We start from the raw sequence: 16,695 nt of genomic DNA, 5'->3' as shown, positions 1-16,695 counted from the left end.
GTCGCCGATGGAGACGAGAGCGTTTTTCGGCGTCACAGGCGTGAACACCGAAAAACGCTTGCAGGGGGAAGGATTAACTCAGTGGAGCGTCTTTAATTTTCCACTTGTCATCGACGCGGATTAGCGTCCAGATTTGCTCGGTTTGCGAAACGGCGCTAGGCTTTCCGCCTCGTTTTTCACCGCCGCTGGTAGCGTGCACACCGCCGAAGATTTTGACGGGAACGGTCGCCGTATCGCCGTCAAACGTTGCTTCTCCGGCGACTTCGTATCCGCGTTCGCTGTAGTCTTTGCGATTCTTGGGAACCGATCCCGCTACGAACGCTTTGGCGAATGACTCATCGTCTCCGGCCATATCGCCCAATCCTGCGACGCTGGCAAACGCGTTCTGCTCATCGCTCGGCTTCACGCTTCCCGATGAATCGCATCCGATCCCCGTCAGCGTAAACAACGCCAACGCGAGGGCCATCAATATTTGTGTTTTCATGATCTCTCTTCTATTTATCAGTGGGGAAAATTGGCACTCAGTCTTCCGTGATGACTTCGTGGTTTTGAGCCGTGCTCATCGGACGCCAGATCTTGAGATTGTCAACCGAGTCGGTCACAAACCGCACCGCACCGTCTGCCATCAGCACGTTCACACCCCCGACGTGATGGCTGCGAGCGGCAGCGTAGACGGCGGCCGTATCTCGTTCTTCCAAACACGCCAAGCGCGGTTTGGAATCTTCGAGAATGTCTTCGTCGCAAGCAGCCAACACGTCCTTTTCTTGCGTGTTCGGGTTGTAGTACGCTGAGAAGATGGTTGCTCCCATTGCCGGTGACATCCAAACGCCTCGAATGTCGTCCGCGCCGCCACCAGAAATGATCTCGCTCATCGCGATCGTGTTGCTCAAACCATCCAAGAAATCGCGGCTCTTCATACCATTGCGATTCTGGAATCGGTCACCGGCGGTTACTGTACTACCGACCGTGGTGATGATTTTGTCTTGATCCACGTAGTAAGTCCCAAACGCACCGCGGGTTTCTTTTTGTTCCCAGGAGAGCATGTCGCCCGATCCCCAACACGCAGCGTAGTTATTGCCCTTGGCAAGTGCCTCGAGACCATAACTGCTGTCGGTGAACTGCGTGTAATCCGACGGCGCCGAAGGGCACTTGTCGAAACCGGCCAACTGTTCGCGACCAAGGTTTCCTAGATCGTCGAGCGCCTCGCAGTGGTCGCAGGGATTGCTTGTGTGATCGTCGGCGCGATCATCCTCGCATTGATTCACCCATTCCCACATAGCGGTTTCCTCCATGTATGGGAACAGCATCGGCAACCAGTGCCAACCCATTTCATTTTGACCGTGTTGCCAGCCTCCGGTTTTGTACCGGTTACCCGATTCGTCATAGTTCACGCTTCCCGGTGGGAACGCTTCGAAAGCGGCCATGTGGTTGTGCATCGCCAACCCAAACTGCTTCATGTTGTTTTGGCACTGCATCCGCCGTGCAGCTTCGCGAGCTGCCTGCACTGCGGGTAACAGCAGGCCGACGAGCACACCAATGATAGCGATCACTACCAGCAGCTCGACGAGAGTAAAACCATTCCGATTAGCGAAAGCTCGCCCCGTCTTGGTTGATTCAGTGTTTCGGGGAATCACGTTAACGATGGACACGCATGTCCTCCTTGCAGGAAAAGTTTATAGGGCGCCCGAATCAATCCAACACACAATCTGCTGGCGGGCTTCAACGCGGCAAACAATACAAATCCATTGCGTGGAAACCGTGATGCCAATGCTAAGATCAGGTGAATGGCGGCACGCTCAAAACCAACAAAGGGACACACAACTTTACACGCCCCCAGAGTGCGTTCATGTCCCCTTAAGCGATTTCCTTTTGCAAATTTATTTGGTGCCGATCGTCACCCACCCACCGGCACGAACACGTCTGTCCACTCGCTCGCGAGGTGCGTTCGACCCTCATGCACAGGCGTTGCCCTAACACGTGAACAAACCCATTTTTCACACTGGACGCACTTGTTCTTAACACTTTCTTCGCTGCCGAAAGATAGGTTCTTTCCCCTGCTTTCCCCGCGAGGACAAAACAACTTCGCTCCTCGCCCCCATCCCACATCAATGAATTGAATTTCATGAACAGACTCTCTCCTTACCTGAAAATGGCAGCCTGGGTTTTGCTCGTCCTGAGTGTGCCCACAGTTGCCAACGCACACGAAGGTGCGCACGGACACTCACACGAACCGTCCCATAGCCCGTTCACCACCCGTAACGTTTCTCGAACGCTGCCCCTCGCCAGTGATGAGGAAGCGTTCCACTTCGTGATCTTTGGTGACCGCACCAGCGGCGTGCCCGCGGGACTAAAGGTGCTCGAACAAGCGGTTGCCGACACCAATTTGCTCGATCCGGATCTTGTCATGACCGTCGGCGATCTCGTGCAAGGTTACAACGAAACTCCAAAATGGATGACGGAGATGCAAGAGTACCGCGACATCATGGAACGCCTGAAGATGAAGTGGTTCCCCGTCGCCGGAAACCATGACGTCTATTGGCGTGGGAATGGCGAGGCCCCCCAGGGACAACACGAATCCAACTACGAAAAACACTTTGGACCGCTGTGGTACTCGTTCCGACACAAGAACGCCGGATTTGTTGTTCTCTACAGCGATGAGGGAGACCCGGTCACCAATGAAAAGAGTTTCAGTGAAGGACGGCTTCAAATGATGAGCAACGAACAACTGAGCTTTCTCAAACAAGCCCTCGACTCCCACAAAGACCTCGACCACGTCTTCGTCTTCCTGCATCATCCGCGTTGGATCGGTGGCGGCTACACCGGGAGCAACTGGGACGTCGTTCACGACATGCTCCGCGAAGCGGGCAACGTCACCGCCGTGTTCGCCGGCCACATTCACCACATGCGATTCGACGGCCCCAAAGACGGAATCGCGTACTACGCACTAGCCACAACTGGCGGGCACTTGCAGGCCGAAATTCCTGGTGCCGGTTACCTACATCACTTGAACATTGTCAGCGTTCGCCCCGACTCGGTAACCGTCTCGGCGCTACCAATTGGCGCGGTCATCGATCCTACCGACTTCACTCCCGAGTTCCTCGCGGAAATCGACAACGCTCGCGGGATTCGCCCCAAACAAGTGAGCAACACTGTCCAGTTGGACGTCGACGGAAACGGATCGGGGGCGGTCGTTTATGAATTGACCAACTCGTCACCGCGCAGCATTGATTTCACCGTCTCGTTCGATCCCGCCACGCGTGATTGGTTGACATCACTCGACCACGATCACTTCACGGTCGAGCCCGGTGAAACCAAGCGACTCGAAATCGCATTAAAACGTTTCGCCGATCCGAACGCCCAACTCACCGTTCCTCGAATGATTTTTGAAAAAGAATATCTCGGTGAATCCGCTCGGATCAGTTTGCCCGCCACGTCCATGCCCGTCTCGCTCGCACTCGCAGCTCTTCCGGCGGACTACTTCAGCGGCGAGGAGAACCATTGCCTGAAAGTCACCGATGGACAATCAACGCTGCGGATCGAATCCTCTGAACTTGCCTTACCAGATGGGCCGTTCACCTTGGAAGCTTGGATCAGCGCGGATCAACTGGCCGGTGAACAAGGCATCGTGGCCAAAATGCACAACAGTGAGTTTGCGTTCTTCATGAAAGAAGGCGTTCCGCAATTCAACGTCCACTTGAACGGGCGCTACGTGACCGCGAGAGCAACCGATTTGCTAACCGCCAACCGTTGGACACATCTCGCAGGTGTCTACGACGGCAGCGAAGTTCGATTCTACGTCGATGGCAAAATGGTGGCCTCGAAAGCTGGCAGCGGCAAACGCACGACCAACCGACTGCCGCTCTACATCGGGGCTGACCCTGGAAAAGGCGGTGAAGCGACACGTCCTTTTAACGGCAAAATCGATGAAGTGAAGATTTCGAAAGGTGAACTCTATCAGGCCGACTTCACCCCCGCGCGACGATCGTCTCCCACCGATGAGACCATCATGCTGTTGCACTTCGATCGAAAGATCGGCCCGTTCGTCTTGGACCACAGCTCCTCGGCACTCAAAGGCACCCTGGGTGTGAATGCCGAACTCGTTCCAAGTTTCTGAGAACGCCCCCACCCATTCGCTCGCCTGCTCGCGAGGAAGCGTGCAGGCTGAGCGTTTTGCCGCCAGGCATCGGCCGCTTTTTGAGATTCACAACCGACACAAACTAAAACGCTTTTTTCGCGACGGGTGAGGGGACGAACCGCGTCAAAATCGATATCGCAACGTTCCTTCAATCAATACCGCTTCGCCCGGTTCGGTCGGCGAATCGATAGAGGTAAACCCTGGCTCGTTGGTGCGGTTGTGATATTCGGTTCGGCGGTGCGATACCTCGACGCCAGTCGTAAGGTTGGTGTTGAACTGATAGAACAAGTTCGTGTAGATCGCTTGGTTCTTCGTTCGGCCAATCAGGCTGTCGTCGTCGTTCGGATCATCAATGGAACATCCGATGTGTGTTGTCACTTTGTCACTGCATCGATACTCGATTTCACACCATCCACCGATCGAACGTATCGGCACGCGTAGGCAAGGGCAGACTCCTTGTCCGGCGCCACCGAGCAGATTGCTCAGGTTGGAGCCCATGAAGAACTCACCTTGGCAACTGATCTGCTCCGTCATCGGTAACACGGCGTCCATGTTAGCCGACCATGTTCGAATGCGAACGTCATCCTCGGCGGCGAGCGCGGGGTTGGCGGGATGACCACTGGAGAAGTCAAATCCGGTGTCGCCGATGTGTCCTGACGTGCCAAGGGTCAGCGTCTTGCCTCCTGCTTGGATACTCGCACACTGAACCGCGGCGCGAGCTTGAATCATCGGCCAATTACCTGTTTCGCGAGTCACGCCCTCGGCACTGGAACCGGTCGCGAAGTCGGCGATCACATTCTGAGCAAGTGCCGTCTGAATCGTCAGCGTTGTTGTCTCGCCGAGCGAAAAATAGCGTTCCAGCCGCAATTGGTTGCGCCGAAAACCGATGTTCCCCGCCGTCCACAACACCGGAAAACTAACCGTATTGGGCAGCAACGGGGAAACGACGTCCCACGTCTGCCCCACTAAAAAGCGGGCGTTTTCGTTCTTCGCTTCCCAGTAGACGTGACGCAGCCGAACGTCCGGCTGATTGTCGGTCGTAAAATTGCCTAGAAAGTCGACCTCGAACTTTGCGCCGCTATCCAAACCGCCGAACACATCGATCGGTGGTCCGATGATGTCGAGCCCAATTCGACTTCGACGAGCGTCCAACTCAAACGCGGACTCGCCTTGTGATTCTTCCGACGCGATCCACAAGGTGAACCGCCCCGGAACCGTTCGGCTCGAAGCGTAGGTCATGTCTGACCAAACCGTGCCGTAGGGTCTGAATTCAAAACCTCCAACCGAAAACTGCGTCCGCTTCGGCTTTTGAGGCGTCAGACAACTCGTCAACTGAATCTCGTCGGCGTTCGCCCGGTATTCAGAGCTGACTAGATAATCAGAATCATTCAACCAATTTGTTGTCACCGAACTGTCCATCGGATCGACATCGAACGCCGCATGCAACACACCTTCGTCGGGAACCGGTGGTTGCATTGGAACAAGAGACACATCGCTGGAGAGACCCCCGCCACCCAGCATAAGGTCTGCGGTTTCCGCATGAACGGCTCGAGGATTCGATGCGATTGCAATGAAACATACAACTAACCCGCACGTAGCGAGTCGGCGGCGGGGCCGGCGGTGGGCGTTGCAATTGATATTCATCGATCGGCCATTTTCAACTCACAAACCCGTTCAGCCGCCATCCTTCGACTCGGTCATACTTTGATGCCTTTTGTACAGTTCTTCGGTATCGTCACCCCGTTTAATCGGTGTTCCCAGAAAAGGCAGTACGGATGACGTAGCCGTTAAAGTCAACCGACCAATGGAAAACGCGTTCAGGGCGTCTGGATGAGCCTGATAACCTGCCTCGGCCTGCATTCATGCTGCGGGACGACTTGCGAACCAACACCGCACTGTTTCACCGACGATAGTGGGCTCACCGGCGATAGTGGGGCTTCCAAGTGATAGCGGGCATAAAAACAGTGTGGGCGTGAAACGAGAATCCTCCGATGAAAGATCGAGCCTCTCCCCACAAACGCATCAGGCACACGCTGGGTACGCGAGAATGAATCTCAACCTACCAACGTGTGCCTCGAAAGAGCCGCATTTGCTGCGGCGATACTCAATACGTGCAACATTAATTGCCGCTACGTGATGCTAAGCGAGCTGCCGCTCACGCCATGCCGCGAGGTTAGTCACGGTATCGTCTTCCTGGTTACCTTGGGGCAACGCGTGTGCGAAGAAACTAAGTGGATCCTCCATGTCAGCGATCGAATCGATCACGACATCCGGCCCGAAGGCGAAATTGTCTAGGTCTTCCGATTTGGTTGTCCCGGTCAAGGTCAGCACCGTGCGGTATCCCATTTGAACGCCTCCGAGGATATCGGTATCCATCGTGTCGCCAATCATCACCGTTTGCGAGGTTTCCAACCCGAGTTGCTTGCGTGCGGCTCGCATCATGATCGGACTCGGTTTCCCGACTCCAAACGCTTTAATGCCAGTCACCGCCTCCAGGTACGCCACCGTGGCTCCGCATCCAGGACGCGTGCCGTTGATGGTCGGGCAGTTCGGGTCCAAGTTGGTGGCAATCAGTTTGGCACCATCCATGATCATGTTCACCGCACGCTCGAGGGTCTCGAGCGTAATGGTGCGTCCTTCGCCAACGACGACGAAGTCTGGTGAATGGTCGACGATTGAGTAACCATGGCGGTGCAATGCTTGCAACAGCCCACCTTCACCGATGACGTATGCGGTTCCGGATGGCTTGCGTGATGCCAGATACTGCGCCGTTGCCATCGCGCAGGTGAAGATGTGCTTCTCGGTGACTTTGATACCCATGCGTTCGAGCTTGGTAGCGACATCACGTCGAGTGCGTTGGCTGTTATTTGTCAAAAACATAAACGGGATTCGTTCACGTTTGAGCGCTTGGATAAAGCGATCTGCGCCGGGAATCAATTGACTCCCTCGGTAGATCACGCCATCCATGTCGATCAAGAGTCCTGTCTGCATCTGTGTCCCTTTTTTGTCTTTCTTCAGATAGAAGGTTGTGGCACCCTGACTTCTCCCGCTAACTCAATTGGTACTTCTGGGGGGAAGACAGGTTTGTGCGTTGACGATCAAGACGTGACCGTCGTCTCGATCGAAGTATTGCGGTGTGGCATGAGGCGTCAACCAAGAATCCGTTACGCGGTTTACACGCCAACACTGCGTGATGAGTAGGGTGGAAAACGAACCAAACCTACAAACCTTTTCCTATCTGCTTGGCTCTCACTCGCAGCGTCTGGGTCGTTTGACGGTGTGTTCTCGACGCCATATCGACAGTGAATAACGCTTGCCCTGAAAAGGGCAGAGGTTTTGCGTGGCCGACGGGCATAGCATTCGCGTTAAAAACTTTGGCGGCGTGTCTGCCATTAGCCGTCTCGTCGGGAAACAATTATTTTGGGCTGGTAGATACCGAGCAATCTCACCGCGACTTGCGCACAATGCCTGAGCGATTTGTCACCGACGAGGTCGATTACCGTTCAAAATGCGATGCATTCCATTGACGGCTATCCATGGAACGCCAAATCATCACTACGGCATGATCAGCATTGAAGATGGGGACGAAACCGGACGGCTTGCGCCGTTCCGCTAAAAACATCACGACAGGGACGTCGATTTAATTACTGCGGGATTTCAAGAGTAGCGGAACGGCGTGAGCCGCCCGGTGACTCAGGACCGGACGGCTTGCGCCGTTCCGCTAAGAAGAGCACTCAGACAATTAATGTCCCTTCGTTGTGTGGGCCGGATCGAAAAACGGCGTGCCCCCAGAAGGAGGTGCGCGGTTGCTCCGCGCACGCTTGGCCGTCTTAGCCATTGCTCATGACGTTTCGCATTTGCTGAGCCACGTCTGAGTCTTGGTAGAGTCGGCCTACCATTTCGGTGTAAGTCTTTACAAACCGTTCGTTGGACGCGAGATCGCCGAACACCGATTGAATTTTGAGGAATGACAGTGGGTCGTCGGATGTCTTCGCCGCTGCTTCATTGAGCGACGCCTTCATTCCATCGACAATATCCAACTCGTTCCCGTGCCGGTCGACTCCTCGGTCGCAATACAGACACCACGCGGCAATGACGAGCGTTGCGTACCGGATGCTCCCGCCGCGTTCAAGATTATCTTTGATCGTGGGGATCAGGAACACGGGCAACTTGCTGGAACTTTCCAGACATATTCGCGAGAGGCTGTCCTTGATATTCGGATTTCGGAATCGTTCGAGCAGCGTGTCTTTGTACTTATCCAAGTCGATGCCTTCGACGGCGTCGAGCACGGGCGTGGCCTCGGCGTCCATAAACTGCCGCAGATACCCGGCAAACAACTCATCCGAAACGGACCCGTCGATGGTTTGATGCCCATGGATCGATCCCAATATTCCCAGCACGGAATGGCCCGCATTGAGCAGCCGCAGTTTCATCTTTTCGTACGGAGTGACATCGGGCACGAACTGCGCACCGACGTTCTCCCACGGCGGTCGACCGTTTACAAAATCATCTTCAATCACCCATTGGCAGAACGGTTCGCTCGTTACCGGCCAAGCGTCGTCTAATCCGAACTCATTTTTGAGGTACTCGATATCCGCCTGAGTGGTGACGGGAGTGATTCGATCGACCATCGCATTGGGAAATTTGACATTTGCGTCGATCCAATCAGCCAACTCGGGATCCTGCCGACGGGCAAACTCCAGCACCATTTTGCGAGTCAAGTTGCCGTTGTGTTGAATATTGTCACACGACTGAACAGTGAACGCAGTCAGTCCTTGATCACGTCGTTTGCGAAGTGCCGCGGTGATGAATCCGAACACCAATTTCGGCTGCATCGGATGCGCAAGATCGTGCTGGGCATCCGGATTGCTGAAATCAAATTCGCCGGTAGTGGAATCGACGTTATAACCACCCTCCGTAATCGTCAGCGAGACGATCTTGGTCTCCGAACTCGCCATCCGGTCGATGACGGCCTGCGGATCATCACACCCCATCATAAAATCGACGATTGATCCGATCACTCGGTTCTCGATTCTGCCGTCAGGGTGTCGGATAATTAACGTGTAGAGATAATCCTGCTGCTCCAACACCGAGGCGATCTTGCGATCCCCATCCCGCAAACCGATGCCGCAAATCCCCCACTGCGAGAAATCACCCGTTCTCAACAACTCGTCGGTGTAGTAAGCCTCGTGCGAGCGATGGAACCCGCCCACGCCCACATGCACAATCCCAGCACAGATATTTTTTCGGTCGTATTCGGGGCGCGACACACCGTCCGGCAGCCGCTGAAGATTCTCCTGACTCAGCGGAATCGTTCCGTTCATTGCATTCACTTTGTGTTCTTTACTCGTTCCAAGGTGTGTCGACGATCCGGCTCGCCGAATCAGCTTTCGTGTTGTGGATTCAATGCTTTACGTCGGTGCAGTACCCAATAGGCAAAGACGAAATAGGTAATCGTAAAAACGAATCCCCAAGTATAAAAAATGTCGCGATTCTGGATGTAAGTGTTCATGTCAGGGCTCCAAAACATCACCATTAGAGCCAACACGAGGGTCAAACCGAGGCTGCTGCGTGAGATCCCATGAAACACCTTGGACAGCATCGAATGGTCTACCACTGGCTCACCTTCGGCCTCCGCCTGTCGCGTTTGAAACTCGCGAATCGCTGCGTTCATCTGTCGTTCAGCTTCTTCCTCGACTGGATACTTTTCCGCGGCGCCATAAAGCTTCGCGAGCAGGGTGTAGAGCGCGATCGTGAACAGCCATGTGGGGATGAAGAGATAGTAGAACGACATCACCTGCATCGCATTGAGCCCGAAACCGAACACCAATCCGGCAGCCCAAGACGCCACCGCGGGAGTGCTGTGCGTTAGTTTGCGGTAACTCGCCCAATAACGTGTGAAACCGATGTGAGGAAACACGACGTGTTCGGCAAAGACGATCCCGCCGACCGGAACGACCAACAGCCCCGCGTAGGTCAGCAGGGGTAACATTTGACTAAACACGAACGGAAAGCACGCTACCGCCACGGTCACACACCCCACCGTGAAGGTGACCCCGCGGCGAGAGTGATTGTGGAAAATCGCCTGCGCTGCCAAACCGGCCCGATACAGATTCGCGTTTGCCGTCGTCCATCCAGCAACGATCACGATCACGTAACCTGACAATCCCAAGGCGTTGTAGGCAACGTCACCGGGGTCGAGTTCGACGATCGTCGATTTCAAAAGCACCGCTGCCCCGGCACCCATGATCCCGGAAGCAATCCAAGCGACGTAATGTCCGAATAACATTCCCGCGCTCGTACACAACCCGTAGATGGAACGTTTGGCGTATCTCAGCAACGCCATGTCGATCAGACCGAAGTGGGTGATCGTATTGGCCGCCCACGCGAAACCGATCACCTCCAATAATCCAATCCCCGGTTGCCCTGCGCTGTTCCTCCCCGTCCAAATCGAATGATCGCCGATCTTGATGAAGTCCCCGAATCCCGTGAGCGTCGTCCTGCCCAGGACAGACTCCGACAAGGCAGGAAACAATACGAGTGCCCCACTGACGAACATGACGACCAACCACGGCCCGCAAAGACCTGAGAACTCAGCAACCGCATTGAAGCCATACATCGCGACAAACACGACGATCATCCCGACGGCCAGCACCACCGCGACAAACATTCCATCGGTGGGATACCACTGCAACTGCGCCGGGATGTTGAACAGCAGCCTCACCGCCGTACATGAAACTGTAATCATCGCCGCCGAAATGACGGTGAAAATCAGCACGTTCGCCCAGTTGTAGAGCGTCGTCATCGAGTCACCCGCGATCTTGTGTAGATACGTGTAGAGACTCAGTCGCGTTTGCACAGCAATCGGGGCCGTGATGATGGTCCAGCTCAAAATCGCCAGAATATTGCCGACCAGTAGACCAATCAGGATGTCTTTCGTTGTGGCCCCCAAGGCAACGAACGTCGCGCCAATAACGAACTCAGTCGCGGCAACGTGCTCACCCGCGTAAAGGCCGACAAAATGTGTCCAGCCGTGAAGACGATGCTCCGGAACCGGCAGTTGCTCTTGCTTCATATTTGCAATCGCCTGCTGGCTCGTATCAGCGTCCATTTTTGCTTCTCAACGTCGCGGGATAAGGTTCATCATCAAGAATCGTCGCAACTCGTCGTACGACATTAACCGATTGTAATGGTCGGGAAAGCTTCCGTGTTACGTTAACTGCCAATTAAGATCCCTCATCCTTGACGAACCATTTCCGCTGGCGTGCATCTGGCAAGTCGGTGATGAATGCGACGGCGTGCCAACTCAAACGCTCGGTTACTTGGGATCGTTATCGCGACTGCCTTCCAACGCTCAACCAAGCGTAGCGTTTCGCGTTTGAGGAGAAACACGCCGCGACATTGCGCCGCAATTTCGCGGCAAAAAAATAGACGGATCGCTCTGTCTTGAACTCAGACGATGGATCGTGTCGCCCATCTTTGGGTGACTCCTCGCTCGTCGAACGGGTACCTCACCGTAAAACGCCCCCCCTTCACCGCCGCACGTGCCGAGCCTTTCGGAAGATCGGAAAGTGAACAGCGTCCGCGATTCTCCACCTCGGAGAGAGCGAAGCGACCTAAATCGAACTCCAAACAGTTATTCGCTACCGCAAATGGGACGAACCATTGGTCCAATCTACTTGAGCCGGCGTGCATCGCCCCCCACGCGGCAGTTCGGGCCGCATTAAAAGTGGACAGGGATGCTATTTTGCGTCCCTTAAGCATCCGCCAGACGCGAAGCGATTGCTGGGCAAGCGGTCAAACAGGTGGGGGCGAGAAAGTTATCGATGCAGCCCGTTGAAGAGCTAAGCAGGTACATAGAAGTGATTCGGTATAACGACAATTCCGCGGATCGTGATCGGTTCGGCGTAGGCCGGACNNCCAGATGATTCCTGCACACCTGCTCAAGCAGTCGCCTGACTGAACAAGGTCACTGCCGCTGACATGCCCCCGACGAAAGCGGAAAGACTGCTTCACCACTAAACAGAAGCACACCTCCTGCGACAAAAAAGAAGAAATTGGAAGAATCCCCTCAACACACCCGCTAATTTGTCATACAATAGCAGCCATTTCTCCGCCGTTAGCTTCCCAACGCGGAGCCAGCGGGCAACAGCAGTCCCATTATCCACCTCAGCGGTTATCGCTGTCAGTCATCCTCAGACGTTCGATGGAGTCACCATTTGCTTCGCGCTAAACCATTCCTAACGATCCTGTTCACGATGATATTGGGTTGCCACGCGGACGCCGCGGATAGGCCAAACATCCTGTTCATCGCGGTGGATGACTTGCGTCCGGAGCTGGGTTGTTACGGTTCCCCCATCGCAGTGACGCCACATCTCGACGCACTCGCCGCGGACGGACTCTTGTTCAATCGTGCCTACTGCCAACAAGCGATCTGCCGACCATCCCGGGCGAGCTTGATGACTGGTGCCCGCCCCGAAACCACGGGGCTGTTCCATAACTACGTCTCGTTGCGAGAACTGCAACCGGACATCGTGACGCTGCCACAGCACCTAATCGCTAACGGTTACGAAACGGTCTACATGGGAAAGATCTTCCATCAAGGCGACAACGATGAAGAGAACTCCTGGAGCCGCGAACCGGTCGGCCGATTGGCGGGAATCAAGAAACCGACTCACGGGTTTGCATTGCCGGAGAATCAACGGATCCAGGCGGAAGATCGCCGGGAGATGATCGCGAAATACGGCGAGGCGGCGAAACGAGGACTCGCCAGCGGTCCGGCATACGAATGTGCGGACGTCCCGGACCACGCCTATGGTGACGGTTACGAAACGCTCCGTGCGATCGCAACGTTAAAAGAGATGGCACGAAAACCGGACCAGCCCTTCTTTTTGGCACTGGGATTCAAGCGTCCCCATTTGAATTGGGTGGCACCGAAGAAATACTGGGACATGTACGACCCATCACAGATCCCGATGGCGACGAACGACGCGGCGCCGCAAGATGGCGCCGCGATGGGATTACACGCTTCGTTCGAATTGCGGACGCGAGCGGGCATTCCCAAATCAGGACCACTCGGTTCAGAACTCTCCCGAACACTCAAACACGCTTACCTCGCTTGTGTCAGTTACGTCGACGCGCAAGTCGGAAAGATGATTGCGGCTCTGGAAGAGGAAGGTCTACGCGAAAACACCATCATCGTCGTTTGGGGAGACCACGGTTGGCATCTCGGAGACATGGGCGTGTGGGGCAAGGCGACCAACTACGAGATTGCGACTCGCGTGCCGCTGATGATTTGGACTCCCGACATGAAGACTCGCGGAGCGAAAACGGACGCATTGGTCGAGCTTGTTGACATCTATCCGTCGCTTTGCGAACTCGCCGGAGTCTCCGTCCCCGATCACGTTGAAGGGCACAGTTTTGTTCCGCTCCTCAATACCCCGCACCAAAAGTGGAAGTCGGCTGTGTTCAGCCAATATCCCAATCCGGCGATGCGGGAATGGGCAGCCAATCCGCTCTCGCCTGCCATGCGTGAAACCTGGTTTGGACCGTTGATCACCGAAGTCGAACAGCGTGTCAAAGAACAGCAATCCGAACACTGGAACCGTGAACTGTTTGAACAACACTTGATGGGCTACGCGATGCGAACGGACCGATATCGATTCGTCGTTTGGAAAGATCACCGTCAACCTGATGCAGTGCCGGTGTTTGTTGAACTTTTCGATCATCAATCCGATCCGCAAGAGTCGGTCAACATTGCCGCCGACAATCCAGACCTCGTCGACTCGTTAACAAAACAATTGAATGCCGGTTGGGAGGCCGCCCTATGAAGTGCTACCTACAAAACCTCTGCCTGTTCGCGTTTCTAGCGTGCGGAATGACGGCCACTGTCTCCGCCACCGAAATTGATTTTGAAAACGACATTTTTCCGATCCTCGACGACAACTGTTTATTTTGTCACGGAGAAGACGAGCAAGAATCCGGCTTAAGGCTCGACCGACGCGGTTTCATGCTGCGTGGCGGCGATTCCGGTCTGGCTGCCATCGTCCCCGGACATCCCGAAAAAAGCTACTTGGTCGATGCGATCAGTCATGTCGACGAAGACATGGCGATGCCTCCTGACGAAGACAAGATCGCCGACGAGGATATCGAGCTGATCACACGCTGGATCAAAGAAGGTGCGATCTGGCCGGGGCAGATGGACGACGTCGCCGAAGAAGAGATCGATCACTGGGCATTCCTGCCTCGACAAACGGAATTTGATCACCACACGATTGATGGCTTCGTACACGCCAAACTCAGCGAGGCGGGACTCTCCTTTTCACGCCCCGCGGATCCGCGTTCGCTCATCCGTCGTGTTTCGATCATCTTGACGGGCCTCGCACCAACTCCCGAACGTACGTTTGACTTTATCGCCGCATTCAACGAAGACGCGGACTCGGCCTACGAACAACTCGTCGACGAATTGCTCGCGTCGCCACATTTTGGCGAACGCTGGGCTCAGCACTGGCTCGACGTGATTCGATGGGCCGAAACCAACGGCAGCGAAAGCAATCTGTATCGTAAGAACGCGTGGATGTACCGAGACTACGTCGTTCGCTCATTCAATGAAGACAAACCGTACGATGAATTCATCCGCGAGCAAATCGCTGGTGACATCACGGGTCACGGTGATGCGACGGGCTTTCTCGTTGCAGGGCCACACGTACCGGCGGCAACCGTCGGTCAAGAACCAACGGCGATTCGCCAAGCTCGCGCGGATCGAATGGATGAGGTTCTGCAAACGGTCGGCGCCTCAATGATGGGCGTCACGATCGGTTGTGCCCGGTGTCACAATCACAAGTTCGATCCGATTTCGATCAATGATTACTACTCGATGACGGCAGCGTTCCAAGACGTCGAATTCGGGAGCCGGTTCCCCGAACTCGGCGCGGATCATCCCCGAACATTACGCGCCGCCCAATTGCGCGACGAACTCAAAACACTACGCGAACAGATGCGCTCCAAGGGCTGGGCATGGGTCGAAGACTGGACCGGCTATGAGGAAGTCCATTTCCCAACGAAGACAATCGACGAACTGAGAATCCACTTCGACGGCCGCTGGGTGATGCTCGACGAACTCGAAATCTTCGAATCCACGGGCGAGCAACGCAACGTTCTGGCGGAGGACATGGGAACCGTCATCACCGACAATCCCACCACACATGTTCCCAATCAACCGCCGAAAAACCTAAACGACGGTGTCTTTGGAACCAAAGGATGGCGTGGTGTCAGCAAGAAAGGCAACAAAGAAACGCCTTGGCTCGAGTTTGCGTTCGCGGCCCCATTCGATATCGGCATGATCCGGCTCAGTTCTAACCGCGAAGATTTCCTTGAAACCGATTACTTGGAAGGCATGAACCAATCCAAGTACGGTGATTTCAAGCTTGAAATACGCGACGCCGATGGCGATTGGAAACCGTTCGCATCGACTTCCGCAATGAAGAAACGATCGTCTGAAAACGAAGAACGCCAGGCCCTACAGTCACAGATCCAAGAAACGATTGCTGCGTTACTGATCGAAGGCCCACAACCTGCGTTCTTGGGACAATTCGTGCCGCCGGTGGAAACGTATGTGCTCGCCCGGGGAAGCCCCGAAAGCCCTCGCGACCAAGTCTTTGCGGCCGCACCGAAACGGCTCAACGGTAACCTGGACGTCGAACCGAACGCACCGGGGCCTCAGCGTCGAAAGGCGTTCGCCGAATGGCTTGTCGCATCGGACAATCCGCTCACCGCACGCGTGATGACCAACCGAATGTGGCACCACATCTTTGGTTCGGGAATCGTCCCGACACCCAGCGATTTTGGCAGAGCAGGTGCCCCACCGACACACCCCGAATTACTCGACTGGCTAACCTCGCAGTTCATCGACTCAGGTTGGTCGATGAAATCAATCATCCGTCAAATCGTACTTTCGAGAGCGTTCCGACAATCCAGCACCCCGGACCAAGACGGCCTCGCGAAAGACGGCTCGGCACAACTACTGTGGCGGTTCCCACCGCGGCGTGTCGAAGCCGAAGTGATTCGCGACAGCGTTCTTCAAGCGAGCGGTCGTCTCGACTCCACCATCGGCGGCCCCAGCTACCGGATTCACAACGTCAAGAAGCGATACGCCCAGTGGGAAGTGATTGATAATCACAGCGACGAGACTTGGCGAAGAATGCTATATCAAGAACGCATGCGCCGCGTCGACGATCGGATATTTACCGCGTTCGACTTTCCCGATTGTGGGCAAATCCGAGCGAAACGTCCGGTGTCGACAACGCCGCTGCAGGCACTCAATTTGATGAACAGCGATTTCGTCGTCACCCAGGCTCAACTCTTGGCAGATCGAGCGGAATCAGAGTCAGGTCCTTCGATCGAAGATCAAATCAACCGGTGTTTCGAATTGTTGCTTTGTCGCCGACCCTCACAAACGGAACTAACCGCATCGGTAGAGTTTGCTCAAACGCAAAGCATCGAGTTGCTCTGCCGCACGCTCATCAACACCAACGAATTCGCGTTCCTGCCTTAGCCTTCCA

The 16,695-nt window shown here is 55.1% G+C and carries 9 protein-coding genes; 3 read left to right on the top strand and 6 right to left on the bottom strand.

Annotation, left to right across the window (positions count from 1 at the left end):
* Positions 1-73: 73 nt before the first annotated feature.
* Positions 74-484, bottom strand: a complete 411-nt coding sequence (locus NB063_RS23440; RefSeq protein ID WP_250931330.1) for a hypothetical protein — start codon at positions 482-484, stop codon at positions 74-76.
* A gap of 37 nt (positions 485-521) precedes the next feature.
* Positions 522-1,631 carry a DUF1559 family PulG-like putative transporter gene (locus NB063_RS23435; protein ID WP_456061998.1) on the bottom strand — a complete coding sequence of 370 codons (1,110 nt, stop codon included), beginning with the start codon at positions 1,629-1,631 and terminating at the stop codon, positions 522-524.
* A gap of 491 nt (positions 1,632-2,122) precedes the next feature.
* Here NB063_RS23435 and NB063_RS23430 point away from each other — a divergent pair, with 491 nt between their 5' ends.
* Positions 2,123-4,114, top strand: coding sequence for a LamG-like jellyroll fold domain-containing protein (locus NB063_RS23430; RefSeq protein WP_250931328.1), 1,992 nt, complete (start codon positions 2,123-2,125; stop codon positions 4,112-4,114).
* Between the two features lie 144 nt (positions 4,115-4,258).
* Here the strand turns inward: NB063_RS23430 and NB063_RS23425 are convergent, their stop codons facing one another.
* The 4 genes from NB063_RS23425 to NB063_RS23410 all read right to left on the bottom strand — a co-directional run bounded on the left by NB063_RS23425 (position 4,259) and on the right by NB063_RS23410 (position 11,246).
* Positions 4,259-5,611 carry a hypothetical protein gene (locus NB063_RS23425; protein ID WP_250931327.1) on the bottom strand — a complete coding sequence of 451 codons (1,353 nt, stop codon included), beginning with the start codon at positions 5,609-5,611 and terminating at the stop codon, positions 4,259-4,261.
* A 663-nt stretch (positions 5,612-6,274) separates the two neighbouring features.
* Positions 6,275-7,126, bottom strand: coding sequence for an HAD-IIA family hydrolase (locus NB063_RS23420; protein ID WP_250931326.1), 852 nt, complete (start codon positions 7,124-7,126; stop codon positions 6,275-6,277).
* 839 nt (positions 7,127-7,965) lie between these two features.
* Positions 7,966-9,459 (bottom strand): mannitol dehydrogenase family protein, encoded by a 1,494-nt coding sequence (locus NB063_RS23415; RefSeq protein ID WP_250931325.1) that lies wholly within the window; start codon positions 9,457-9,459, stop codon positions 7,966-7,968.
* A 59-nt stretch (positions 9,460-9,518) separates the two neighbouring features.
* Positions 9,519-11,246: a purine-cytosine permease family protein gene (locus tag NB063_RS23410; protein ID WP_250931324.1), complete on the bottom strand. Its 1,728-nt coding sequence runs from the start codon at positions 11,244-11,246 to the stop codon at positions 9,519-9,521.
* A gap of 1,147 nt (positions 11,247-12,393) precedes the next feature.
* Between NB063_RS23410 and NB063_RS23405 the strand changes: the two genes are divergently transcribed.
* Together NB063_RS23405 and NB063_RS23400 are read left to right on the top strand one after the other, a co-directional pair.
* Complete coding sequence (locus NB063_RS23405; protein ID WP_250931352.1) at positions 12,394-13,965, top strand: sulfatase; 1,572 nt, start codon at positions 12,394-12,396, stop codon at positions 13,963-13,965.
* Complete coding sequence (locus NB063_RS23400; RefSeq protein WP_250931323.1) at positions 13,962-16,688, top strand: PSD1 and planctomycete cytochrome C domain-containing protein; 2,727 nt, start codon at positions 13,962-13,964, stop codon at positions 16,686-16,688. The genes NB063_RS23405 and NB063_RS23400 overlap by 4 nt, the downstream gene beginning before the upstream one ends.
* Positions 16,689-16,695: the final 7 nt, after the last annotated feature.

The sequence above is a fragment of the Aporhodopirellula aestuarii genome, from assembly GCF_023701485.1.
GTDB classification, from domain to species: Bacteria; Planctomycetota; Planctomycetia; order Pirellulales; family Pirellulaceae; genus Rhodopirellula; species Rhodopirellula aestuarii.
Note: the sequence above shows the minus strand (reverse complement) of the source record. Positions and strands in the feature narration are given on the sequence as shown.

Bases quoted from the DNA above. Each gene is read 5' to 3' on its own strand.
- NB063_RS23440 (WP_250931330.1), bottom strand. From the start codon at position 484: ATGAAAACACAAATATTGATGGCCCTCGCGTTGGCGTTGTTTACGCTG.
- NB063_RS23430 (WP_250931328.1), top strand. From the start codon at position 2,123: ATGAACAGACTCTCTCCTTACCTGAAAATGGCAGCCTGGGTTTTGCTC.
- NB063_RS23425 (WP_250931327.1), bottom strand. From the start codon at position 5,611: ATGCAACCACCGGTTCCCGACGAAGGTGTGTTGCATGCGGCGTTCGAT.
- NB063_RS23420 (WP_250931326.1), bottom strand. From the start codon at position 7,126: ATGCAGACAGGACTCTTGATCGACATGGATGGCGTGATCTACCGAGGG.
- NB063_RS23415 (WP_250931325.1), bottom strand. From the start codon at position 9,459: ATGAACGGAACGATTCCGCTGAGTCAGGAGAATCTTCAGCGGCTGCCG.
- NB063_RS23410 (WP_250931324.1), bottom strand. From the start codon at position 11,246: ATGGACGCTGATACGAGCCAGCAGGCGATTGCAAATATGAAGCAAGAG.
- NB063_RS23405 (WP_250931352.1), top strand. From the start codon at position 12,394: ATGATATTGGGTTGCCACGCGGACGCCGCGGATAGGCCAAACATCCTG.
- NB063_RS23400 (WP_250931323.1), top strand. From the start codon at position 13,962: ATGAAGTGCTACCTACAAAACCTCTGCCTGTTCGCGTTTCTAGCGTGC.